Annotated in this window: 19 protein-coding genes and 1 pseudogene; 11 read left to right on the top strand and 9 right to left on the bottom strand. The window is 61.8% G+C overall.

Going from position 1 to position 22,501, the window contains the following annotated elements; all coding sequences use genetic code 11:
- Positions 1 to 108: 108 nt before the first annotated feature.
- The 5 genes from CLU84_RS18380 to CLU84_RS18360 form a co-directional block, all read right to left on the bottom strand.
- Positions 109 to 1,107: an L-threonylcarbamoyladenylate synthase gene (locus CLU84_RS18380; RefSeq protein WP_099739180.1), complete on the bottom strand. Its 999-nt coding sequence runs from the start codon at positions 1,105 to 1,107 to the stop codon at positions 109 to 111.
- 9 nt (positions 1,108 to 1,116) lie between these two features.
- Positions 1,117 to 2,292 carry a 5-(carboxyamino)imidazole ribonucleotide synthase gene (locus CLU84_RS18375; RefSeq protein ID WP_099739178.1) on the bottom strand — a complete coding sequence of 392 codons (1,176 nt, stop codon included), beginning with the start codon at positions 2,290 to 2,292 and terminating at the stop codon, positions 1,117 to 1,119.
- On the bottom strand, positions 2,289 to 2,783 hold the full coding sequence (purE, locus tag CLU84_RS18370; RefSeq protein ID WP_099739176.1) for a 5-(carboxyamino)imidazole ribonucleotide mutase: 495 nt from the start codon (positions 2,781 to 2,783) through the stop codon (positions 2,289 to 2,291). The genes CLU84_RS18375 and purE overlap by 4 nt, the downstream gene beginning before the upstream one ends.
- Before the next feature lie 120 nt (positions 2,784 to 2,903).
- On the bottom strand, positions 2,904 to 4,304 hold the full coding sequence (locus CLU84_RS18365) for a hypothetical protein (protein WP_099739175.1): 1,401 nt from the start codon (positions 4,302 to 4,304) through the stop codon (positions 2,904 to 2,906).
- Complete coding sequence (locus tag CLU84_RS18360; protein ID WP_099739173.1) at positions 4,301 to 5,293, bottom strand: ABC transporter ATP-binding protein; 993 nt, start codon at positions 5,291 to 5,293, stop codon at positions 4,301 to 4,303. Before CLU84_RS18360 ends, CLU84_RS18365 begins: the two co-directional genes overlap by 4 nt.
- Positions 5,294 to 5,609: 316 nt before the next feature.
- Here CLU84_RS18360 and trxA point away from each other — a divergent pair, with 316 nt between their 5' ends.
- From trxA to CLU84_RS18325, 6 genes are all read left to right on the top strand, one after another.
- Positions 5,610 to 6,560 carry a thioredoxin gene (trxA, locus tag CLU84_RS18350; RefSeq protein WP_099739169.1) on the top strand — a complete coding sequence of 317 codons (951 nt, stop codon included), beginning with the start codon at positions 5,610 to 5,612 and terminating at the stop codon, positions 6,558 to 6,560.
- Positions 6,561 to 6,702: 142 nt separating this feature from the next.
- Positions 6,703 to 7,701 carry a nuclease-related domain-containing protein gene (locus CLU84_RS18345; protein WP_099739168.1) on the top strand — a complete coding sequence of 333 codons (999 nt, stop codon included), beginning with the start codon at positions 6,703 to 6,705 and terminating at the stop codon, positions 7,699 to 7,701.
- Positions 7,702 to 7,757: 56 nt separating this feature from the next.
- Positions 7,758 to 8,738, top strand: coding sequence for a DUF2157 domain-containing protein (locus tag CLU84_RS18340; protein WP_099739166.1), 981 nt, complete (start codon positions 7,758 to 7,760; stop codon positions 8,736 to 8,738).
- Positions 8,735 to 10,516 (top strand): GDYXXLXY domain-containing protein, encoded by a 1,782-nt coding sequence (locus CLU84_RS18335; RefSeq protein ID WP_099739164.1) that lies wholly within the window; start codon positions 8,735 to 8,737, stop codon positions 10,514 to 10,516. Before CLU84_RS18340 ends, CLU84_RS18335 begins: the two co-directional genes overlap by 4 nt.
- A gap of 137 nt (positions 10,517 to 10,653) precedes the next feature.
- Positions 10,654 to 11,433 carry an SDR family NAD(P)-dependent oxidoreductase gene (locus CLU84_RS18330; RefSeq protein WP_099739162.1) on the top strand — a complete coding sequence of 260 codons (780 nt, stop codon included), beginning with the start codon at positions 10,654 to 10,656 and terminating at the stop codon, positions 11,431 to 11,433.
- Positions 11,434 to 11,509: 76 nt separating this feature from the next.
- Positions 11,510 to 12,004 (top strand): META domain-containing protein, encoded by a 495-nt coding sequence (locus CLU84_RS18325; protein ID WP_099739161.1) that lies wholly within the window; start codon positions 11,510 to 11,512, stop codon positions 12,002 to 12,004.
- A gap of 5 nt (positions 12,005 to 12,009) precedes the next feature.
- Here CLU84_RS18325 and CLU84_RS18320 read toward each other — a convergent pair whose 3' ends face one another.
- The 3 genes from CLU84_RS18320 to CLU84_RS18310 form a co-directional block, all read right to left on the bottom strand.
- Positions 12,010 to 12,357: a ribbon-helix-helix domain-containing protein gene (locus CLU84_RS18320; protein WP_099739159.1), complete on the bottom strand. Its 348-nt coding sequence runs from the start codon at positions 12,355 to 12,357 to the stop codon at positions 12,010 to 12,012.
- A gap of 118 nt (positions 12,358 to 12,475) precedes the next feature.
- Positions 12,476 to 13,057 (bottom strand): DJ-1/PfpI family protein, encoded by a 582-nt coding sequence (locus tag CLU84_RS18315; protein WP_099739157.1) that lies wholly within the window; start codon positions 13,055 to 13,057, stop codon positions 12,476 to 12,478.
- Positions 13,058 to 13,127: 70 nt separating this feature from the next.
- Positions 13,128 to 14,366: a mechanosensitive ion channel family protein gene (locus CLU84_RS18310; RefSeq protein WP_099739155.1), complete on the bottom strand. Its 1,239-nt coding sequence runs from the start codon at positions 14,364 to 14,366 to the stop codon at positions 13,128 to 13,130.
- Positions 14,367 to 14,725: 359 nt separating this feature from the next.
- On the opposite strand from CLU84_RS18310, the gene leuS reads away from it, so the two are divergent.
- The 3 genes and pseudogenes from leuS to holA all read left to right on the top strand — a co-directional run bounded on the left by leuS (position 14,726) and on the right by holA (position 19,261).
- On the top strand, positions 14,726 to 17,407 hold the full coding sequence (leuS, locus tag CLU84_RS18305; RefSeq protein WP_099740035.1) for a leucine--tRNA ligase: 2,682 nt from the start codon (positions 14,726 to 14,728) through the stop codon (positions 17,405 to 17,407).
- 128 nt (positions 17,408 to 17,535) lie between these two features.
- Complete coding sequence (gene lptE, locus CLU84_RS18300; RefSeq protein WP_099739153.1) at positions 17,536 to 18,045, top strand: LPS assembly lipoprotein LptE; 510 nt, start codon at positions 17,536 to 17,538, stop codon at positions 18,043 to 18,045.
- A 170-nt stretch (positions 18,046 to 18,215) separates the two neighbouring features.
- Positions 18,216 to 19,261: pseudogene (holA, locus tag CLU84_RS18295) on the top strand (DNA polymerase III subunit delta).
- A gap of 3 nt (positions 19,262 to 19,264) precedes the next feature.
- Here the strand turns inward: holA and CLU84_RS18290 are convergent.
- On the bottom strand, positions 19,265 to 19,567 hold the full coding sequence (locus CLU84_RS18290) for a hypothetical protein (protein ID WP_099739151.1): 303 nt from the start codon (positions 19,565 to 19,567) through the stop codon (positions 19,265 to 19,267).
- A 107-nt stretch (positions 19,568 to 19,674) separates the two neighbouring features.
- On the opposite strand from CLU84_RS18290, the gene CLU84_RS18285 reads away from it, so the two are divergent.
- Both CLU84_RS18285 and trkA read left to right on the top strand, forming a co-directional pair.
- Positions 19,675 to 20,955 (top strand): glutamate-5-semialdehyde dehydrogenase, encoded by a 1,281-nt coding sequence (locus tag CLU84_RS18285; protein WP_233210304.1) that lies wholly within the window; start codon positions 19,675 to 19,677, stop codon positions 20,953 to 20,955.
- A gap of 84 nt (positions 20,956 to 21,039) precedes the next feature.
- A complete protein-coding gene (gene trkA, locus CLU84_RS18280) occupies positions 21,040 to 22,500 on the top strand; it encodes a Trk system potassium transporter TrkA (protein ID WP_099739147.1) in 1,461 nt (486 codons plus the stop codon).
- Position 22,501: the final 1 nt, after the last annotated feature.

Below are 22,501 nucleotides of genomic sequence, written 5' to 3'. Positions count from 1 at the left end.
TGATGTTGCAGTTGATGCATCAAAGGTTAGAGAAAGCCGCTAATAAAGAAAACGAATAAAAATTTGTATCTTTACTTTGAACTTAGCTAAAGAAGCGTTTTACGGCTCTTAACCCGCAGCGGCGGCGCGCTGCAGGCGGTCACGCACGCCTTCCCAGTCGGCGGTGTCAGCCGGGGTTTCAATCCAGATCAGCTTGGCGCCCCAGTCGTCAAAATTGCGCAGCATGCCAAACAGCTCACGGGCCACGTCGCGGGGGTCGTCAGACATGCGGCGCAGCAGCAACTGGGCGCTGGGTGCCTTGAGAGGGCTGCGGTGGTAGATGGCGATGTTCTTACCGTCTTTGCCCAGAATATCCAGCGCTGCTTGCAGCTGCTTGGCGTCCATGAGCCGCACCTTGGCGTTGGGAGCGTAATGCGCCAAAAGCGTGCCTGACGCACGTGGTGTATCCGCTGACAGCTCTTCTTTTGAGAGCGGCTTCATGCCGCAAGCGCGTTCAATATCGTCGCGGGTGATGGCTCCGGGGCGCAGCAGCACGGGCACGCCGCGTGTGCAGTCGACGATTGTGGATTCAATGCCCACTTCGCAAGCGCCGCCGTCCAGCACCAGCAGGTCGTCACCAAACTCTGTGGTCACATGCTCGGCCGTGGTGGGGCTGACGCGGCCAAACTTGTTGGCGCTGGGGGCCGATACGCCCCACACGGGCGGCGTCAACTGCTGGCAGGCTTTGAGCACCGCATGCGCCACGGGGTGGCTGGGGCAGCGCAGGCCCACGCTGTCCTGCCCGCCCGTCGATGCCTTGGCGGCTTCGGGCAGGCGAGGCAGGATCAGGGTGAGGGGGCCGGGCCAGAAAGCGTCAATCAGTTGCTGGGCAAAGACCGGTACTTGCTTGGCATAGCGGGTGATAGCCGCAGCGTCTGCCACATGCACGATCAGCGGATGGTTGGCGGGGCGGCCCTTGGCGGTAAAGATCTGGGCCACGGCAGCGTCGTTGTCGCTGTCTGCTGCCAGGCCATAAACCGTCTCGGTGGGAAGGCCCAGCAGCTTGCCTTGTTGCAGGGCAAGCGCAGCGGCTTGTACCGAGGCGTCCAGCATTCCATCCAAAATCACGTCAGTTCCTTAAAACGCTTCGATGCCGAGAATTTCGGCAGCCTTCAACGCGGTTTCACGCGCTTTTTCGGGCGTGGCGGCGGTGATGTTCAAGTGGCCCATCTTGCGGGCGCGCTTGGCATCGACCTTGCCGTACAGGTGCAGGTGAGCGCCGGGCAGGGCCAGAATCTGGTCCCACGCAGGGCTCTGGGCCACATCGCTGTCCTTGAACCACAGGTCGCCCAGCAGGTTCAGCATGACGGTGGCGCTGTGCTGGCGGGGCTGTGTCAGCGGCAGGTTGGTCATGCAGCGCACTTGCAGGTCGAACTGCGACACATCCAGCGCGTTCTGGCTGTAGTGGCCGCTGTTGTGCGGGCGCGGGGCAATCTCGTTGACCACGAGCTGGCCGTTGTCCAGCACAAAGAACTCTACGCACAGCACGCCCACATAGTCGAGGCCGATTGCTACAGACTTTGCAGCTGCAATCGCTTGTTCTACCTGCGTTGCAGGCAGATTTCCTTCATAAACCTCGGTGACGGTCAGAATGCCGTCGCGGTGCAGATTGCGCTGCACGGGCAGGTTGACGATGTCGCCATTGCGGCCACGGGCCACGATGACGGAGCATTCGTGTGCCAGCGGCAGCATCTTTTCCAGCACGCAGGCCACATGACCCAGCTCAGCCCAGCCTTGGGCCAGTTCTTCGCGGGTTTTGACGCGAATCTGGCCCTTGCCGTCGTAGCCCATGCGGGCCGTCTTCAAGATGCCGGGCAGCAGTGCGTCATTGACGACAGCCAGTTGCGCGGGTGTCTCAATCACGGCGTATGGCGCGCAGGGCACGCCGCACTTCACAAAGTGGGCCTTCTCGGCAGCGCGGTCCTGAGCAATCGCCACGGCAGAACCGGCGGGCGATACGGGCAGGCTCTCCGCCAGCTTGTTCAAAGCGGCGGCGGGCACGTTTTCAAATTCGGTGGTCACGGCAGCGCACAGCTGGGCGAGTTCTGCCAGACCTTGCGCATCCTCGTAACCGGTGCGGATGTGGTGGTGGCTGACCAGACCCGCAGGGCTGGTTTCGTCTTTGTCCAGCACGGCGGTGAAGTAGCCCATGGCCTGCGCGGAGTGCGCAAACATGCGGCCCAGCTGGCCGCCGCCCAGCACGCCGAGGGTCGCTCCCGGCAAGATCACGGCGGTGTTGTTGGCGTTGCTCATTCGTTCACCGGCAGCGTCATGTTGCGGGCGGCTTCGGTCTGCTCCACGCGGAAGGCGTCGAGCTTGGCGCGCAGCGCAGGGTCTTCATTGGCCAGCAGGGCCACGGCAAACAGGGCCGCGTTGGCAGCACCGGCGGTGCCGATGGCGAAGGTCGCCACGGGCACGCCCTTGGGCATTTGCACGATGGAGTGCAGCGAATCCACACCTTGCAGGTGGCGGCTGGCCACGGGCACGCCCAGCACGGGCACGGTGGTCTTGGCGGCAATCATGCCGGGCAGGTGGGCTGCGCCGCCAGCACCGGCGATGATGGCCTTGATACCGCGGTCTGCTGCGCCTTCGGCAAAGCGGAACATGTCGTCCGGCATGCGGTGGGCCGACACGACCTTGGCCTCAAAAGTGATACCGAATTGCTGGAGGATGGCAACTGCGTGTTGCATGGTGTCCCAGTCGCTGCTGGAACCCATGACTACGCCAACTTGGATGGGGTTCATGTTGTCTCTTGAGGGCGGCTGCCGCCCGGCCTAGTGGAACCCCTGATTTTACGGTTTTGCTGCACGGCCTTGCGGCGGTGGGTCATAGCCTGCTTTGCAAAGCAGCTATGACCGCCCGATTCAGGCCGCCGCGTTGTCGCGCGCAAAGCCCAGTACGCGGTCCTTGAAGACGTAAACCACCCAGCCCAGCGTGACCAGAATCTGCAGGCTCAGAGACACCCACGGCACATAGCGCACCCATGCGCCGACTTGCTCTGCCGCATTGGTCGAGCCAAACCACATGGCGACCACGGGTTGCACAATCAAGGCACCTGTAGAGCCGCCCACGCCATAGGCCAGCAGCGGCGCGGCGAAGTTGAGGATCAGCCAGGCAATCACAAACGCGGCCATGGGCGATTTAAGCTTGCCCGCCAGCAGGGCAAAACCCGTCAGCAGCAGGCAGTCGCGCAGCAAATGCAAGCACAGATAGAGGTTGAGGCTGTTGAGCTGGCCGCGGATGGCAGCCTCGAAGCTATGCGGGGCGAACAGCAGTAGCAAGGCCATGGCAAAAGCCAGCAGCAGGCTGACGGGCCACAGCGGCAGCGCCTCAAGTGCCTCGCGCCAGCGCTGGCGGCTGGCCGACCATTGGACCTGCCTCCATGCTCGCAGATGCTGGTCCATGTGCTGAAGCGCGACATAGGCGGTGCCTGCCAGCGCAATCAAGGCGGTACTGCTGAAAAAAGCGGCAGTACCCATGTGCATCGAACCAGCGGAGAAAAAGCCCGTCAGAGTCAGACCCAGCGGCCAGGCCCAGGGCAGGGTGCGCACATCCAGCCGCGTGCACAGCTGTCGCCACAGACCCAACAGGCCCAGACCCAGTATCAGCCCGCCAGACAGATAGGCCAGCCCCAGTCCGCCGACATCCATGCCCCACCACAGCACGGGATCGCTGCTGTTCTCCACCACGCTTGTGTAAACATGGCTGATGAAGGGGCCGGGTATGAAAAACAGGAGCAGCAATGGCAACAGGGCCGCGCGCCTGCGGTTGACGGGGCGGTCTTGCTGGCCCCAGCTCATCAGCACCGAGTTCATGGCCCAGGTCTGCAGGCCCAGCCCCCAGAGCACGGCCAAGCCAATGGTGTGGTGAATCTTTATGGGCTCCATCACCCACAGGGTGGCAATGGCTGCCGAGGCAATCGCAAACCACAGCACATACAGCCATGCGGGCAGGGCCGCGCCCAGCAGCTTGCCCCATGCCATCTGCCAGGGCGACAGGGCAGACAGGCGCTGCCAGTCCCAGGTGTTCTGGCTGGCTTCTTCGGCCAGACTGCGCCCGGCCAGCACGCTGCCGTAGACGATGGCGGCCACCCACACCCCGGCAATGGCCGTCATGCTGAGTGAGCCCGGCAAATCCTTGGGGGAAGACAGGGCCAGCGGCATGGCCAGTATCAGCAGGCTTAGGCCCAGACTCCATGCCAGCAGCGAGGGGCGCCAGTTCAGCCAGAGCTGGCGCTGAAATTCGGGGTTGCGCGCGGCGCTCATGCTTGCTCCTTGTTCTCGGTATCACGGGCCTGGGCCGTGCGGGCATAACGGTCTTGCAGCCGTTCACGCACAGAGGCCAGCGATGCGACGGGAATGCCTGCCTGCACCAGCTGGCTCAGCCACTCGGCCCGGGCGGGCGCAGCGGCGGGCAGCCACAGCTGAATGGGGCGGCTGCCGGTGATGTCAAAGTCCTGCACCGTGGTGGTCAGCAGCGCCTGACGCAGGCGGGCTTCAAAGCCCTCGGTCTGCGGCATGGGCACTTCCAGCGCGTAAAGCTGTGGCTGAGCGTTGGCGGCGGCCTGATGGCTCTGCTGGCTTTGGCTGACGCCGCCTGCGCTTTGCAGCGCCTCATGGCTTTCAATGCGGCCGTTGCGAATGCTCAGAATGTGGGTGCAGTACTCGTCCAGCTCGCTCAGGATGTGGCTGGAGACGATCAGCGTCATGCCCTGCGCCTGCAACTGGCGAAACAGCTGTGACAGGCTGCTGCGCGCATCCGGGTCCAGCCCGCTGGCGGGTTCATCCAGCAGCAGCACGCTGGGCTGGTGAACAATCGCCTGCCCAATCGCCACCCGTTGGCGCTGGCCGCGAGACAGCTCGGTAGGGTGGCGGTGCAGCAGCTCCGTCAGCCCTAGTTGCGCAGCGACCTGCTGCACGCGGGCGGGCACGCCACTGGGCGCCACGCCCATGGACAGCGCCGAGTACTGCAGGCAGCGCATGACGCTCAGGCGGTCGTACAGACCATAAAAATCAGAGAGATAGCCGAGGTGGCGGTGCACTTCGCGCGGTTGCTCTTCGACGGACAAGTCTTTGACGCGGATATGGCCGGACAGCGGTTGATCCAGCCCGGCAATGCAGCGCATCAGCGTGGATTTGCCCGCGCCATTGGGCCCCACCAGCGCGGTGACGCTGCCTGCGCCAATCGAGACGCTCACGCCATCGAGTGCGCGGTGGCCGGGGTATTCGAACACCAGTTGTGAAACTTCAATCAAGTCTGCGCTCCTTGGTTGGTGAGCAATATAGCGGAGGCGGCTGTCAGGGCTGCATCGTGTGCACTCTCAAAACGAGAGCGGCTAGCGCTTTATCCATATTGGTTTTTGGCATAAAACATGTTTAAAAGCATTTGATGCAGGCGCTAGCCGCTCTCATTCGTGCAGCAAAGACCCGCCCTGCGCCAGCCTATGAATTGCTGGCGCGCATTTGCATGGAGAATCGCAGCATCGCGCGGCGGCCGGGCAGTGACCGGAAGATCGCCGACACATCAGCGCCGCTGCCCCGTGGCAGCGCACAAGCAGCATTGGGAATCACATGATTGACATCACCATCGAGAATTTTGAAGCCGAAGTCATTGCCGCCTCCATGGCCGTGCCGGTGCTGGTGGACTTCTGGGCGCCCTGGTGCGGCCCCTGCAAGACGCTTGGTCCGATTCTGGAAAAGCTGGAAATCGCCTACGAAGGTCGCTTCAAGCTGGCCAAGATCGACTCTGATCAAGAGCAGCAACTGGCCAGCATGTTTGGCATTCGCTCCATTCCCACCTGCGTGCTGATGATTGAAGGCAAGCCCGTGGACGGTTTCACAGGGGCTCAGACCGAAGGCAAGCTGCGCGAATTCCTCGACAAGCACCTGCCTGCAGGCGACGAGATGGCGGCTGAATCTGAAGTTGACGAAGCGCAAGCCCTGCTGGCGGCGGGCGACACCCAGGCCGCACTGCAAAAAATGGCCGATGCACTGGCGGCCGACCCCGCCAACGACGACGCCCGCTTTGACTATGTGCGCCTGCTGATCGCCACCGGCGGCTTTGAAGAAGCCCGCGCCCTGCTGGCCGAGCCCATCAAGCGCATCCCCCAGCCGCTGCGCTTTGAAGCGCTGAACCAGTGGCTCAAGGCGCTGGAATTTGCCACCGAAGGCGACAACGCCGACGTGGCCAAATACGACCCGCTGATCGCCGCCAACAAGCGCGACTTTGACGCCCGCTTTGGCCGCGCCCGAGCCCTGCTGGCCCACAACCAGTGGACCATGGCCATGGATGAGCTGCTGGAAATCATCATGCGCGACAAGAGCTGGAACGATCAGGCCGCTCGCAAGCTCATCGTCGCAGTGCTGGAACTGCTCACCCCGCCCAAGCCCAAAAAGCAAGACGCCGTGCCCGGCCAGGCCGCTGGCGGCATCGAGCTGCTGGGCAAAAGCAACGCCGAGCTGGATGAGGCGACCGCCATGGTCAACAGCTACCGCCGTCGTTTGAGCATGGCGTTGAATTAAGGCTCCCCCTGAGGCGCTTTGCGCCTTCCCCCTCTCTCGCTTTGCTTCGCAATGCGGGAGGGGGACGACAGCCTCGCTGCGCGGCGGCGCTTGCTTGCTGTCCCTTGTTGGGTGAGTGACGGTTTTTGGCCTTAGGGGCGGTATGAATCAGATTTTTGCGACGGCCTTTCAGGGCCTGTTTTTGTATCTGGGACTGGCGCTGCTGGTTGCCGTGCTGCTGGGCGTGTTGCGCTCACCGCGCTTCAAGGGCTGGCGTGGGGAGCGGACGGTGCAAAACACCATTCGCAAGCAGCTCAATCCGCTGGTCTATGTGGATCTGCACAACGTCACCTTGCCCACAGCCGATGGCAGCACGCAGATTGACCACCTGATTTTTTCGCCCTACGGCCTGTTTGTGCTGGAAACCAAGAACTATCAGGGCTGGATTTTTGGCAGCGAGCGCCAGTCGCAGTGGACGCAGCAAATCTTTAAAAAGCGCAGCCGCTTTCAGAACCCGCTGCGCCAGAACTACAAGCACACCAAGGCGATTCAGGAGTTGCTGGGCGTTGCGCCTGAACATGTGCACTCGGTGATTGCCTTTGTAGGCGACTGCGAGTTCAAGACAGAGATGCCGCCGCAAGTCACGCGTGGCGATGGCTTTGTCAGCCACATCCAGAGCTTTACACAGAGGGTATGGAGCCCTGAGCAAATGCAGGAGCTGCTGGACAAGCTCGAAGCCGTGCGTCTGCAACCTGGCCGCGCCACGGATAAGCAGCATGTGGCGCATGTGAAGGAGTTGCAAGCCGCCAAGTTGCAACCCAAGCCAAAGATGCAGAGCAAGACGCCTGCGCGGCCCAAGCCTGAGCCTGTGGCAGAGCCCGTAAAGCCACCGCCGCCCGATGTGGTCGATATCTTGCTGGAGCCGGTGGCTGCGGCGATGGTCGAGTTGCCGGTAGATGTGCCGCCCGAGCGAGCCGCTCCCGTCCCTGACCGGACTCTTGCCGCAGTCAAGCGCATGAATGAGGTGCGCGAATGCCCGCAGTGCACATGGCCGCTGCGCAAGCTGGTAATGCAGCGTGGACCACTGGCCGGACAGGGCGTCTGGCGCTGCACCAATACGGCAGCTTGCAGCTTTGTGCAAGAGGAAGCGTCACACAGCTGATTTGTCAGAGTCCGCGCTTGCCATGCATGATGGGCTGATTGAACAGAAAGCATGTGATGGACCCTCATCTGTATCAGGTCTCCCAGCCACTGGTGCCCGACCAAGAGCGCGTGGCGCAGCTCTATCAACTGGCGGTGTCACCCCGCAACCCGCAAACCATGGAAGCGCGTATGCGCACCGGCCTGCTGCTGGTGGCCGCCCTGTTGCTGGGCTGTGGTCTGATTTTCTGGATTGCGGCCAACTGGCAGGAGCAGTCTCGCCTGTTCAAACTAAGCTTGATTGAAGCGGCACTGGCGGCAGCCGTGCTGGCAGCCTGCCTGTGGCCGAGCATGCGGGTGGCTGCACTGTTCTGCGCCACGCTGGTGCTGGGCGGCTTGCTGGCTTTTGTTGGGCAGACCTACCAAACCGGGGCCGATGCCTGGCAGCTGTTTGCCGTGTGGGCCGCGCTGTCGCTGATCTGGGTGGGCATGTTGCGCAGTGACTGGTTGTGGCTGCTGTGGGTGCTGATTGTGGCGCTGGGCATTGTCATGTGGACGGGGCGGCTGGACTGGGGCGATGTGCTGTTCCTCGGCAATGGCTCGCAACCGAGCCGCTGGCTGAACATCGGCCTGTGGCTGGCGCTGCTTTGTGTGCCCACTCTGGTGTCGCTGCTGCCCTGGTTGCGTGTGCAGGGCGGCATGGGCTGGTGGTCGCACCGTGCGGCGCTGGCCTGTGCGCTGACGGTGTGGAGCAGCATGTTTGTGGCGCAGGTTTTTGATTTTGAGGAGCGTGGCACGGGTGCGGTACTGGTCTGCACGTTGGCACTGGTGGTCGCCAGTCTGGTGCTGTCGCTGCAAGGGCGTTTTCAGGACTATGTCTCGCTTTGCCTGGCCACGCTGGCCGTCAATGCACTGCTGCTGTCGGCGGCGGCCCGGGTTCTGGTGCGTGCAGATATTGGCGGTCTGCTGATTTTTTCCCTGGTGGGGCTGGCCTGTCTGGGCGGCTCGGTGCGCTGGCTGGTGAGCGTGCAGCAGCGCATGCGGGAGGAGCAGGTATGAAGTATTTTTCATCACAGCCCCATTGGTGGCCTGCCGCGCGGCAGCAAGGGCTGGTGCAGGGCGATGCTGCGCCCGTTGATGCCCACGAGCCCTCGGTGCTGGTCATTGTCATGGCCATGCTGGGCGTGCTGGTCTGCATGGTTCCACTGCTTGCCTTTGCGTTTTTGGGCTTGGGCGAAGAGATGTTTTTAGGTCATGGCGGCATGGTGCTAGGCCTGCTGGCCTTGGCCGGTGGCGGTGCTTTGCTGCGCAGCGGGCCGCAGGCTTTTGCAGGCTGCGCAGGGCTGGTGCTGTGGCTGCTGGGCGAGGCGCTGGTACTGATCAATCTGGGTGTCGATTACCTGGATTCCCGCCCCCACCTGTTGATGGCCTGTGTGTTGTTGGCGGCCCTGAAGGTGTTGGGGGCCTGGCTGTCTGCGGCGCGCTGGATTCAGGCCATCATGGGTGTGGCCTGGGCGGTCGCTGCCTTGGTTTTCTTTATGGTGCTGCAAAGCTGGTTGCCGTGGCTGTTGCCGCTGCAGCTCGATAGTCTGCTGCTGGTGGCCCTGTGGTGGCTGTGGCTGCGGGCCGAACCCGCACGGCTGGCACGGCCTCGGCAAGGGTCGGCGCAGACTCGCTGGGCGGTGTTTGCCGATGCCGCAATCGTCGGGGTGCTGCTGCTCATTGCCAAGGGCAGCTACGGCAATGACTGGCTGGATGTGCAGGGGCAGATGCGCTGGAGCCAAGGCTGGGAAGAAGGCTGGAGCTGGGCTTTTGTTGCCGCGCGCTGGCTGTCTGCTGCAGAGGTGCTGCTGGCTACGGCGCTGCTGGTTCGCACCTGGCGCGGCCGGGGCCTGCTGCAAGCCCGCATGCCGGCATTGCTGATGCTGGTGGGGGCTTTGCTGGCTGTGTGCGCATGGTTTCGTTTGGATCTGGGAGCCATTGCCCTGATTGCCGCTGCCGCCCTGCTGGCTGGGCGCTGGCGTATTGCTTTGCTGTGCGCGCTGCTGGGCCTGGTGATGCTGAGTCAGTTTTATTACGAGTCGCACTGGCCGCTGGCCATCAAAGGTGTTGGCGTAGCCGCGCTGGGTGCCGTGCTTCTGGCAGGCCTGTGGGCGCTGCGCCAGCGCACAGCCGCAGTTGCGGTGCCGCAAGCCGCGCAGCCACAAACGCGCAGCAACAAGGCGCAGCTGGCCTGGATGCTGGCGAGCGCGGTGCTGGTGTTTGGCGCGGTCAACTGGGATGTGCGCGGCAAAGAGCAAGTCATTGCCCACGGTCAGCGCATTCTGGTGCCGCTGATACCTGTGGACCCGCGGTCGCTGATGCAGGGTGACTATATGGCGCTGCGCTTTGATCTGCCGCCTGCCGTCAGAGAAGGGCTGGAAAATATCACGTCCCCTACAGCCTATGTGCGTGCCGCCGTCGATGCTCAAGGCATTGCCACGGTGCAGGCGCTGGTGACTGACCACAAGCAAGCTGGCGCGGGCGAGGTGATCTTGCCGCTCAAGCGGCTCAAAGGACAGTGGGTGCTGGTGACCGATGCCTACTTCTTCCCCGAAGGGCAGGGCACGCATTTTGAAAGCGGCAAATACGGCGACTTTCGCGTGCTGCCCGATGGTCGCGCTCTGCTGGTGGGGCTGGCCGATGCCGAGGGCAAAGTCATTGAGCCTTTGCCCGGTGGCCCCATCTGGAGCTGGAAATCCGGGGCGGATGCCGCCAGCCCCAGCGAGCGCGCCGCTGAGGAGCAGACCGAGGCTGCCGTAGAGCCTGCGGAGGGTGCGAAGGAGCCACGCCCATAGCTGCCTTACACATTGCGCTACCCCTGTTTGGCCTAGGTATATCCCGGCAGAAATTGGCCGGGGGCCAAAGGGGTATGCAACCAATAATCAAAAAGCCTCTTACGAGGCTTTTTTCATAACGATAAGGAGACAAAGCAATGAACCGACTGGCAGGCAAGACCGCCATCATCACCGGCGGCGCACGCGGCATGGGCGCGGCTACTTGCAGATTGTTTGTAGAGCAGGGTGCCAAAGTGGCGATTGCCGACATGCTGGAGGCCGAAGGCCGGGCACTGGCTGCCGAGCTGGGTGACGCGGCTCGTTTTTACCCCCATGACGTGACCAGCGAAGAATCCTGGGCCGCGCTGGTGCGCAATGTGGAGAAAGACTTGGGCGTGGTCGATGTGCTGGTCAATAACGCAGGCGTATTGCTGTTCAAGACCTTGCTTGACACCTCGCTGGCAGACTACGAACGCGTTCTCAAGGTCAATCTGGTGGGTGAGTTTCTGGGCATCAAGGCCGTGGCACCGGGCATGATCGAGCGTGGGCGCGGCTCCATCGTCAACCTGTCCTCCGTCGATGGCATGAAGGGCGCGAACGGGCTGGCGGCCTATGCATCGAGCAAATGGGGCGTGCGCGGGCTGACCAAGGTGGCAGCCATGGAGCTGGGTCACCGTGGCGTGCGCGTGAATTCCGTGCACCCGGGCGGTGTCGATACCGCCATGGGCAACCCCGGCCAGCGTTCGCGTGAGCAGGTCAACCAAGGCTTTACCAACATTGCGCTGCAGCGCGTGGGTGAGCCGTCAGAAGTGGCGGCTGCCACGCTGTTTCTGGCCAGCGACGAGTCCTCTTACATGGTTGGTGCAGAAATCGTGGTGGATGGCGGCATGACGGCAGGTCATTACTATGTGGGAATGCCCGGTGCGCCGGGGATGTAGGACTCCTGAAAAATGAGCTGCTAGTGCTTAGCCTGTAGGCATTAGCGGCACTTTTATCTCTTAATTACTTCCTGCCATGCATGCCACATCTCATTTCAGAGGCTTTCTTCGCCCGGCGCTGGGCGCACTGTGCATGTTATGGGCGCTGGCGGGTTGCGCGGCCGAGGTGAATCAGCCCGCAGGCGTGAGCGAAGCCGGAGCCATGGCCGCAGAGTCCGCGCCGCTGCTAAATACCTACTGGAGGCTGGTGCAAATGGGCGATGGCTCGCATGTCAGCGCTTATGACAACCAGCCCGAGCCGCATATCGTGCTGGAGACCGGCACCGGCCGCTTTCACGGCGCGGGTGGCTGCAACCGGCTGCGGGGTAGCTATAGCCTTGATGGGCGCTGGCTGCGCCTGTCTGCGGTGACGACGACCCGAATGGCCTGTGTGCAGGGGCGGCTCAGGGAGCAGGCGTTTCTCAGCTCGCTGGCGCAGGTCAGCAGCTTTGCGGTGCAGGGCCAGAAGCTGGCGCTGAGCGATGCCGATGGTCAGGTGCTGCTGCGCTTTGAGGCGGTGTATCTGCGCTGAAAGCATCAGTGCGCAAGGGATGACGCTTCGCGCCCGGGTGTGTTGCTCAGCGAGCGAATCGGTATGCCCATGTCCTGCGGAATCTCGCCCGACAGCTGCAGCGCCAGGTAGCGGGTGCAGCATACGCGTAAAAAAGAGCTGAAGTTGTCCACCGCGCCGCGCTCGGCAATCAGCTCGTCATAGAGCTTGGTGCACAGTTGCGGCACGCTGAAGCCATCGCGGGCAGCGATTTCTTCCAGTACCTGCCAGAACAGGTTTTCCAGCCGGATGCTGGTTGCCACCCCATGCAGACGGATGGAGCGAGCCCGGTGGCTCCAGAGTTGTGGGTCGGCGCTGATAAAGACCTGGCACATGGCGCGGCTCTCCAAAACAAAACCGGGCCATGGTGTGGCCCGGTTTGCGTGGAGTCAAGAGGCTTGCTCTTGAATGTGTAGCTTAAAGCGCTTGTTGAATAAGCGCTGGAGGCCGATTTCAGTGCGAAATCTTGGTGCCCAGCAGCGCCAGGAACTGTGCAATCCACGCAGGGTGCGCAGGCCAGGCGGGCGCGCTGACCAGATTGCCTTCGGTATGGGCCTGATCGACGGGAATATCGGCATAGGTGCCACCCGCCAGTTCCACTTCCGCACGGCAGGCGGGGTAGGCGGAGCAGGTGCGGCCCTTGAGCACGCCAGCGCCAGCCAGCAGCTGCGCACCGTGGCAGACGGCGGCTACGGGCTTGTTGGTGTCAAAAAAGTGGCGCACAGCGGCGCGCACGCTTTCATAGCCACGCAGATACTCGGGGCCACGACCGCCGGGGATGACCAGCGCGTCGTAGTCGGCCACTTTCACGTCGGCAAACGTGGCGTTGAGCGTGAAGTTGTGGCCAGGCTTTTCGCTATAGGTCTGAGCGCCTTCAAAGTCGTGAATGGCGGTCTTGATCTGGTCGCCGGCCTTTTTGTCGGGGCAGACGGCGTGCACGGTGTGGCCGACGGCCAGCAGTGCCTGAAACGGCACCATGGTCTCGTAATCCTCGCAGTAGTCGCCGCAAATCATCAAAATCTTCTTGCCTGCCATGGTCTGTCTCCTTTGTAGGTGGTCAAACCATTGTGGGCAGGCAAGGGGCGCAGCGGGTGTTAATGGGCTACTACATTGCTGTCGGTGTGGTTGTGACAGGCCCGGGGACGGGGTAGTGCATGCCGTAGTCGGAAGAGCGCTGATACAGCTTGAGCCCAAAGTGCGGCAGCATGGCGATCAGGTGGTCGAAGATTTCGCCCTGAATCGCTTCGTACTCCACCCAGATGGTGGTGTTGGTGTAGCAGTACAGCTGCAGCGGCACACCCTGTGGCGACGGCTCCAGCGTGCGTGCCAGCAAAAACATGCCCGGCCCCTGGTGAATGCGGGGGTGGGCCAGCAGATAGGCATAGGCATAGGCTTTGAATGCGGCCAGATTGCTGACCTGATTGGGGGCGATGAGGTGGCCACTCTGGGCCGTAATGCTGCCGGGCTGTACATCGTCCACGGCCCGCAAGCCGGTTTTTTCATTCCAGTAATCGCGCAGCAGCGCAATGTCAGAAAGCGCATGCCGCTCATCTTTGGATAGCATGTGAATGCTGTGGGCATCGATGGATAGCGAGCGCTGAATGCGGCGGCCTCCGGCCTCGAACATGCCGCGCCAGTTCTTGAAGCTGTCGCTCATCAGACGCCAGGTGGGGATGGTGGTGATGGTTTTGTCAAAGTTCTGCACCTTGACGGTGTTGAGTGCGATGTCGATCACAAAGCCGTCGGCCCCGACCTGTGGCATCTCGATCCAGTCGCCCACGCGCAGCATGTCGTTGCTGCCCAGCTGCACGCCTGCGACAAAGGACAGGATGGTGTCCTTGAACACCAGCATCAGCACGGCCGACATGGCGCCCAGCCCCGACAGCAGCAGCAGGGGCGAACGGTTGAGCAGCGTGGCCACGATGAGTACGACCGCAAAGCTGCAGATCAGCAGCTTGCCCAGTTGCACATAGCTTTTGATGGAGTGGGTCTGCGCTGCGGCCTTGCGCTCTTCGTCGCGTTCGTGCGCCTCGTTCATGGCGTTGAGCAGGTCGCACAGCGCGCGTCCCAGGTGGTAGACCGTGAATGCAATCGCCACATTGGTGATCAGCGTGGTCCAGCGCGGCTCCAGATACGGCACGCCCATCACGCCAAACTGCACGATCAGGGATGGCACGGCCTTGGCAATGCGGCGCAGCACTTTGTCGTGCATGAGGACTTGCGACCAGCCGGTCTTGAGCGTATCGCGCATGTGCCTAAACACCTTGAGCACCAGCCAGCGGGTCAGCCAGCCGGCCAGCATGGCCGCAAAGGCCAGCGCGCACAGTGCCGCCAGCGTTTGCATGGAAGGGTTCCACTCAGAAGCAAAAGACCATAGGGAAAGCAACAACAGCTCCTCAGAAAGCAAATTCATTGGGGTAAGGGGCGCAAGCCGATACGGTCTGACAAGACTCTGGCAGAGGGCCGGCGATGGCGGGGCAGAAAGGGTGAGACTGCTGGCAGGTGCCAAAGTTCAGCCCAAAGCTTACGCACAGCGGCATTTCCCAGTGTTGCGCGTGGGAAGCCAGGGCTGGAAGGCGCAGCGCACTTTGCGGTCATGCTGGCCGAAACTGGCGCAAGCGAGCGGGCAGCCTAAAATCCCTGCTGATTTCAGATTACTACCTTGCCGTGACCCAAGGGGGCTGGCGGCCACTGCACTGCACCATGCAAGAAAAATTCAACCACATCGACGTCGAGCGCGCCGCGCAAGATCATTGGCAAGCCAAGGACGCCTACCGCGTTACCGAAGACAGCAGCAAGCCCAAGTACTACGCCTGCTCCATGCTGCCTTACCCCAGCGGCAAGCTGCACATGGGCCATGTGCGCAACTACACCATCAACGACATGCTCACGCGCCAGCTGCGCATGAAGGGCTTCAACGTCCTCATGCCCATGGGCTGGGATGCTTTTGGTCTGCCCGCTGAAAATGCAGCCCTGAAGAACAAGGTGCCGCCTGCGAAGTGGACGTACGAGAACATCGCGTACATGAAAAAGCAGATGCAGGCCATGGGCCTGGCCATCGACTGGTCGCGTGAAATCGCCACCTGCGACCCTGATTACTACAAGTGGAACCAGTGGCTGTTCCTGAAGATGCTGGACAAGGGCATTGCCTACCGCAAGACCCAGGTCGTGAACTGGGACCCGGTGGACCAGACCGTGCTGGCCAACGAGCAAGTGATCGACGGCCGCGGCTGGCGCACTGGCGCGTTGGTGGAAAAGCGCGAGATCCCCGGTTACTACCTAGCCATCACGCAGTATGCGCAAGAGCTGCTCGACCATGTGCAAATGGGCAACGAGAAGGCTACGCTGACCGGCTGGCCCGACAAGGTGCGCCTGATGCAGGAAAACTGGATCGGCAAGTCGGCGGGCGTGCGCTTTGCGTTCACCCACGACATCAAGGGTGCCGACGGCAACCTGATCCAAGACGGCAAGATGTACGTCTTCACCACCCGTGCCGACACCGTCATGGGTGTGACCTTCTGCGCCGTGGCACCAGAGCATCCGCTGGCCACGCACGCCGCTGCAGACAAGCCCGAGCTGGCTGCCTTCATTGAAGAATGTAAAAAGGGCGGCACCACAGAGGCTGAACTGGCCGTTCGTGAAAAAGAAGGCAAGCCCACCGGCCTGTTCGTCACCCATCCCATCACCGGCGCGCAAGTCGAAGTGTGGATTGGCAACTACGTGCTGATGAGCTATGGCGACGGCGCTGTCATGGGCGTGCCTGCCCATGACGAACGCGACTTCTTGTTTGCCAACAAATACAACTTGCCCATCAAGCAAGTGGTGACGGTTGAAGGCCAGGCCGCGTACGACGACAAGCAGTGGAGCGACTGGTACGGCGACAAGGAACGCGGCGTATTGATCAACTCTGGCGAGCTGAACGGCCTGAACCACAAGGATGCCGTGCAAGCCGTGGCCAAGATTGTGGGCGACAAGGGTCTGGGCGAACTCAAGACCACCTGGCGTCTGCGCGACTGGGGTGTGAGCCGCCAGCGCTACTGGGGCACGCCTATCCCGATCATTCACTGCGAAGACTGCGGTGCCCAGCCTGTGCCTGAGAAGGACCTGCCCGTGGTGCTGCCACAGGATTTGGTGCCCGATGGCTCAGGTAACCCGCTGATCAAGAGCGAAGCGTTCCACGCCGGTGTGGTCTGCCCTTGCTGCGGCAAGCCAGCCCGCCGTGAAACCGACACCATGGACACCTTTGTGGACAGCTCGTGGTACTTCATGCGCTATTGCGATGCGAAGAACAGCGAGCAGATGGTGGGCGCAGGCGCTGATTACTGGATGCGCGATCAGAATCTGGCGACCGGTGGCAGCGGCATGGACCAGTACATCGGTGGTGTGGAACACGCCATCCTGCACTTGCTGTACGCCCGCTTCTGGACCAAGGTCATGCGCGATCTGGGCCTGCTCAAGATCGACGAGCCCTTCACCAAGCTGCTGACGCAGGGCATGGTGCTGCGCGGTGCGTACTCGCAAAAACTGCCCAGCGGTGCCAAGGAGTACTACTGGGAAAAGGACGTGGACGTCGCGACTTGCACGCTCAAGGCCGATGGCTCCAAGCTCGACTACGAGATGACGACTATGTCCAAGTCCAAGAACAATGGCGTGGACCCTCAGGACCTGATCGAAAAGTACGGTGCCGACACCGCGCGCCTGTACACCATGTTCACCTCGCCGCCAGAGCTGACACTGGAGTGGAACGAGTCCGCCGTGGAAGGCAGCTATCGCTTCCTGCGCCGCGTCTACAACTTCGGCACCAAGCTGGCGGGCATGGATATGGCTTCTGCCGTGGCAGGCGTTGCCGGTGCCCAGTCGCTGGACGATGTGGAATTCAGCAAGGCCGCCAAGGCCCTGCGTCTGGAAATCCATAACGTGCTCAAGCAGGTCGAGTACGACTACTCGCGCATGCAGTACAACACCGTGGTCTCTGGCGCGATGAAGATGATCAACGCCCTGGAAGACTTCAAGGCGCTGGATGACGCTGGTGCCAAGGTCGCGCTGATCGAAGGCTTCGGCATTCTGCTGCGCGTGCTGTACCCCGCAACGCCTCACGTCGCCCATGTGCTGTGGAGCGAGCTGGGCTACGCCAGCCACATGGGTGATCTGCTGGATGCCGCATGGCCTCAGGTGGACCCCAAGGCACTGGTGCAGGACGAGATTACGCTGGTGCTGCAGGTCAATGGCAAGCTGCGCGGCTCCATTCTGGTGGCTGCAGGTGCCGACAAGGCCACCATCGAAGCTGCGGCTCTGGCCCACGAGGAGTACCAGAAGTTCGCCGAAGGCAAGACACCCAAGAAAATCATTGTGGTGCCCGGTCGTCTCGTGAACGTGGTGATCTAATCACTCCCTGAGGCGCTGGCGCGCCTGCCACCTCTGTCTTTGAGAGGTGGCGATAGGTGCAGCGCCACCCGCCGTGATCCTGCTGCTTCTGGTGAGGCAGCAGGATTTTGTAGATTAAAGGACAGTTGATGCAAAAACGTACGCTGCTGGCCGCCATGGCCTTGACGCCTTTGCTGGGAGCCTGCGGATTCCGTTTGCGCGGTGCGCCGAACTTTGTGTTCCGCTCCATCTATGTGCAGGCTGGGCGCGGTTCGCCCGTAGGCACATTGTTGCGTCGTAATCTGGAGTCCTCCAGCGACAAGCTCACCGTGGTCAAAGACCCGGCTTCACCCGATACGGCAGAGGTGATCTGCCAGGTCGTCAGTGAGCAGGCCCAGCGCATCATCATCGGCTCCAACGTCGCCGGTCAGGTGCGTGAAATCGAGCTGCGACTGATCGTGCGCTTTGCTCTGCGTACTCCCGGTGGCGATGCTGTGATTGAGCCGACCGAGATTCGCCAGATTCGCAACGTGACCTATAACGAAACCAATGCCTTGTCCAAGGCGACAGAAGAAGAAATGCTGAACAAGGACATGCGCAACGACATCGTTCAGCAAATCATTCGTCGTCTGGCGGCTGTGAAAACATTAACTCCCTGAGGCGCTTTGCGCCTTCCCCCCTGAAAGGGGGACGACAGCCTCGCTGCGGGGCGGCCCTTGCTTGCTGTCTCTCGCATGAGTCAGGCGTGCAAGCAAAAATGTTAATTTTGATAGCTGCCAGCGCTTTAATGATGGGCGCTGCAGGCATTTTTCAATAGAAATATATTCTCATGCAGCTTGCGCTGAACCAGCTTTCCTCTCATCTGGCCAAGGGCTTGCGCTCGCTCTATGTGCTGCATGGGGACGAACCGCTGCAGCTGCAGGAAGCGGCGGATGCCATTCGCGCCACGGCGCGTGCGCAGGGCTATACCGAGCGCAGCAGCTACACCGTGATGGGCGCGCACTTTGACTGGAGTGCGGTGCTGGCGGCGGGGGCTCTCTATCCCTGTTTGCCGACAAGCAGATTCTGGAAGTCCGCATCCCCAGCGGTAAACCGGGTAAAGAGGGGGGCGCTGCGCTGCAGCAACTGGCCAGCAGTGCGCAGGGCAATGACAGCACGCTGACTCTGATCAGCCTGCCGCGACTGGATAAGGCCACGCGCACGGGCGCATGGTTCTCGGCGCTGGATGCTCAGGGCGTCACCATTCAGGTCGAGCCCATAGAGCGTGGCGCGTTGCCGCACTGGATTGCCCAACGGTTGGCGCTGCAAAACCAACGCGTGGCGGCGGGCGAGGAAGGTCAGCGCACGCTGCAATTTTTTGCTGACCGCGTGGAAGGTAACTTGCTGGCTGCGCACCAGGAAATTCAGAAGCTGGCGCTGCTGCACCCAGAGGGTGAGCTGAGCTTTGAGCAGGTCGAGCAGGCCGTGCTCAACGTGGCGCGTTATGACGTGTTCAAGCTGTCAGAAGCCGTGCTCTCCGGTCAGGTTGCGCGCAGCATGCGCATGCTTGATGGATTGCAGGCCGAGGGCGAGGCCGAAGTGCTGGTGCATTGGGCGCTGGCCGAAGATATTCGCAATATCAAACGGGTGAAAGACGCCATGGCAGGCGGCAAGCCCTTGCCCATGGCGCTGCGCGAAAACCGCATCTGGGGACCCAAGGAACGGCTGATGGAGCGTTTGCTGCCCCGCGTCAGCGATGCGCGCGCTGCCCAACTGTTGCAGTCTGCGCATGCGGTGGACGGCATTGTCAAAGGTCTTCCCAGCGCAGGCTGGCCGCGCGACAGCTGGCAGGCCTTGCGTCAGCTGGCCATGCAGTTGGCGCAGGCCGGGCGCTGATCTTCATGCGTTGAGCTTGCCTTGAGCCTTGTCAGCCCACATCTGCAGATTGTCCAGCAGGCCTTTCTGGCTGAAAGAGCAGCTTTCCTCGGTAAACAGCGCGCTGGATTCAAGCCGGTCCAGCAGATTGAACAAAACTTCGCTATAGCGCGGTGGCAGCGTCTGCAGCAGGGCTGTGGCGGCGCGCGCTTGCTGGCTGAGGGCGGCTGCCGAGATTTGCGCTTGCGCCAGTTGCTCAAAGCCGCTGCGCAGTTGCTGGAGCTGGCGTGTGGCTTCTAGAAGCGTGGGCGAGGTGGTGGCGGTCATGGGGCTCCTTGCAATTTTGCTGCCCAGTGTAGGTGGCGGTTGCGAGATAAATACGCTCTTGCATGGGCTTGTCTGCGCAAAGCCCGCAACTCGGCGAAAATCAACATATGAACGCGCTCAACACCGTCGAATACATGCATCACCTTGGCGTACAGGCAAAAGCTGCCTCTGCGCTGATGGCTAGTGCGTCTGCAGCTACTAAAAACAAAGCACTCAAGGCGCTTGCCCGCCTGCTGCGCGCGCATGTCGAGCCGCTGCAGATCGACAACGCCAAGGATCTGGAGCGTGCTGTGGCCAATGGCCTGGCCGCTCCCATGGTCGATAGACTGCGCCTGACCCCCAAGGTTCTGGAGACCTGCGCCGAAGGCTGCGAGCAGCTGGCAGCCATGCCCGATGCGATTGGCGAGATCAGCGGCCTCAAGCAGATGCCCAGCGGTATTCGTGTCGGTCAGATGCGTGTGCCCATCGGCGTGTTCGGCATGATTTACGAAAGCCGCCCCAATGTGACGATTGAAGCGGCCAGCCTGTCTATCAAGAGCGGCAATGCCTGCATCTTGCGTGGCGGCTCCGAGGCCATCGAGTCCAACAAGGCGCTGGCCAAGCTGGTGGCCCAGGCGCTGGCTGAGGCAGGTCTGCCTGAAAACGGCGTGCAGCTGGTTGGCACGACCGACCGCGATGCCGTGGGTCAGCTGATTGCCATGCCTGACTATGTCGATGTCATCATCCCCCGTGGTGGCAAGGGCCTGATCGAGCGCATCAGTCGCGAAGCCAAGGTGCCTGTCATCAAGCATCTGGATGGAAACTGCCATACCTATGTGGACGACCCCTGCGACATCGCCATGGCGGTGAAAGTGGCCGATAACGCCAAGACCAGCAAGTACAGCCCCTGCAACGCCAGCGAAAGTCTGCTGGTGGCGCGCGCCGTGGCCGCTGAATTTTTGCCCCTGATTGGCGCTGTCTTTGCCGCCAAGGGTGTGGAAATGCGCTGTGATGCCGAGGCACTGGCCATTTTGCAATCGGTCAAGGATGCCAAGCTGGCCGAAGCCGCCGAGCAAGACTGGTACGAGGAATATCTGGCTCCCATCATCAGCGTGAAGCTGGTGGATGGCGTGGATGAGGCCATCGCCCACATCAACAAATACTCCAGCCACCATACCGAGTCCATACTGACGACCAATCATCAGCATGCGCAGAAATTTTTGCGCGAGGTGGACTCGTCCAGCGTCATGGTCAACACCAGCACCCGCTTTGCCGATGGCTTTGAGTACGGTCTGGGGGCCGAAATCGGCATCAGCACCGACAAGTTCCATGCGCGTGGTCCTGTGGGCATTGAAGGCCTGACGTCGCTCAAATACGTGGTCTTGGGCGACGGCGAAGTCCGCGGCTGAAGACTGCCTGCCGGGGGAGGCCATCAGCGGCCTTCTCCAGCGTTGAATTGATACCGCAGCTTGGGTTCCCCTCTCCATAACACCATGAAAATCATTATTCTGGGTGCCGGGCGCGTAGGTCAAAGTGTGGCCGAAAGTCTGGTTTCCGAGCAAAACGGAATCACTGTCATCGACACCAATGCACGCGCCTTGCGTGATCTGGAGTCGCGCTTTGATCTGCGTGGCGTGGTCGGCAATGGCATTGACCCGCAAGTGCTGGCCGAGGCGGGGGCCAAAGATACGGACTTGCTCATCGCCTGTGCGTCCATGGATGAGACCAACCTGGTCTGCTGCAAGATTGCGCAGGCCATGTTTGATATTCCCACCCGCATTGCGCGGGTGCGCTCCTCGAGCTTTGCGGTCGATGACCCTGTACTGGGCAAAGATGGCTTTGCGGTAGACCGCATCATCTGCCCTGAAGAATCCGTCACCAACTACATCAGCAAGCTTATTGAGTACCCCGAAGCCATGCAGGTGCGCTCCTTTGCGGGTGGCCGTGCAGCGCTGGCGTCGGTGCGCGCCCGGGCTGGCGCGCCAGCGGTGGGCTTGCAGATTGCTCAGGTGCGTGAACGTATGCCTGCGCTGGCCATGCGCATCGTTGCCATCTACCGCCGTTTTATGGATGAGCCGGACCGCTTTGTGCGCTGTGATGGCAATACGCGCATTGAGCCCGGCGATGAAGTCTTCATGTTGGCTGCCACCGTGCATGTGCCGGAGGCACTGAAAGCCATCAACCTGCCAGAGGGGCGTCCGAGCCGTCCGGTCTATCGCATCATGATTGCGGGTGGCGGTCAGCTCAGCCTGCGTCTGGCCAAGAAGCTGGCGCAGACGCCAGGGCGCTTTCACGTCAAGATCATCGAACACAATGCGCAGCAATGCCTGAGCCTTGCGTCCGCCCTGCCTGCCGAAGTGCTGGTGCTGGAGGGTGATGCCACAGATGAGGACCTGCTGGAGGAAGAGGGCATCGAAGAGGTGGACCTGTTTCTGGCGCTGACAGACGACGATGAGGACAACATCATGTCCAGCCTGCTGGCCAAACGCATGGGTGCGCGCCGGGTGCTGTCGCTCATCAACCGTCGTGCCTATGCCGATCTGATGCATGGCACGCAGATTGATATTGCGCTGTCCCCTGCGCAGGCCATGCTGGGCGAGTTTCTGGCCTATGTGCGCCGTGGCGATGTACAGGCCGTGCACAGCCTGCGCCGCGGCGTGGCCGAGGCGCTGGAAATTGTGGCGCGCGGCGACCGGAAAAGCTCGCGTGTGGTGGGCCGCAAGGTGGAAGAGCTGCGCCTGCCTGAGGATGTGCACATCGGTCTTATCGTGCGCGGCATCCCCGAAGGCAAGACCTGTGAAGAGGTTGCGGGTTTGCCGCTGGCGACCGAGGTCATCATTCCGCGCAGCAATACGGTGATCGAATCCGGCGACCATGTGGTGTTCTTCCTGCCTAACAAGCGGCTGGTGCGCAACGTGGAAAACCTGTTCCGCGTCAGCGCTACCTTTTTCTAAG

Source organism: Comamonas sp. 26 (genome assembly GCF_002754475.1).
Taxonomy (GTDB): domain Bacteria; phylum Pseudomonadota; class Gammaproteobacteria; order Burkholderiales; family Burkholderiaceae_C; genus Comamonas.
Note: the sequence above shows the minus strand (reverse complement) of the source record. Positions and strands in the feature narration are given on the sequence as shown.

Excerpts from the sequence above, each read along its gene's own strand:
- CLU84_RS18375 (WP_099739178.1), bottom strand. The coding sequence starts at position 2,292 with ATGAGCAACGCCAACAACACCGCCGTGATCTTGCCGGGAGCGACCCTC.
- CLU84_RS18315 (WP_099739157.1), bottom strand. The coding sequence starts at position 13,057 with ATGGCAGGCAAGAAGATTTTGATGATTTGCGGCGACTACTGCGAGGAT.
- CLU84_RS18345 (WP_099739168.1), top strand. The coding sequence starts at position 6,703 with ATGAATCAGATTTTTGCGACGGCCTTTCAGGGCCTGTTTTTGTATCTG.
- trkA (WP_099739147.1), top strand. The coding sequence starts at position 21,040 with ATGAAAATCATTATTCTGGGTGCCGGGCGCGTAGGTCAAAGTGTGGCC.
- CLU84_RS18310 (WP_099739155.1), bottom strand. The coding sequence starts at position 14,366 with ATGCAAACGCTGGCGGCACTGTGCGCGCTGGCCTTTGCGGCCATGCTG.
- CLU84_RS18285 (WP_233210304.1), top strand. The coding sequence starts at position 19,675 with ATGAACGCGCTCAACACCGTCGAATACATGCATCACCTTGGCGTACAG.
- purE (WP_099739176.1), bottom strand. The coding sequence starts at position 2,783 with ATGAACCCCATCCAAGTTGGCGTAGTCATGGGTTCCAGCAGCGACTGG.
- CLU84_RS18290 (WP_099739151.1), bottom strand. The coding sequence starts at position 19,567 with ATGACCGCCACCACCTCGCCCACGCTTCTAGAAGCCACACGCCAGCTC.
- leuS (WP_099740035.1), top strand. The coding sequence starts at position 14,726 with ATGCAAGAAAAATTCAACCACATCGACGTCGAGCGCGCCGCGCAAGAT.
- CLU84_RS18365 (WP_099739175.1), bottom strand. The coding sequence starts at position 4,304 with ATGAGCGCCGCGCGCAACCCCGAATTTCAGCGCCAGCTCTGGCTGAAC.
- CLU84_RS18330 (WP_099739162.1), top strand. The coding sequence starts at position 10,654 with ATGAACCGACTGGCAGGCAAGACCGCCATCATCACCGGCGGCGCACGC.
- CLU84_RS18320 (WP_099739159.1), bottom strand. The coding sequence starts at position 12,357 with ATGTGCCAGGTCTTTATCAGCGCCGACCCACAACTCTGGAGCCACCGG.
- CLU84_RS18325 (WP_099739161.1), top strand. The coding sequence starts at position 11,510 with ATGCATGCCACATCTCATTTCAGAGGCTTTCTTCGCCCGGCGCTGGGC.
- trxA (WP_099739169.1), top strand. The coding sequence starts at position 5,610 with ATGATTGACATCACCATCGAGAATTTTGAAGCCGAAGTCATTGCCGCC.
- CLU84_RS18340 (WP_099739166.1), top strand. The coding sequence starts at position 7,758 with ATGGACCCTCATCTGTATCAGGTCTCCCAGCCACTGGTGCCCGACCAA.
- lptE (WP_099739153.1), top strand. The coding sequence starts at position 17,536 with ATGCAAAAACGTACGCTGCTGGCCGCCATGGCCTTGACGCCTTTGCTG.
- CLU84_RS18335 (WP_099739164.1), top strand. The coding sequence starts at position 8,735 with ATGAAGTATTTTTCATCACAGCCCCATTGGTGGCCTGCCGCGCGGCAG.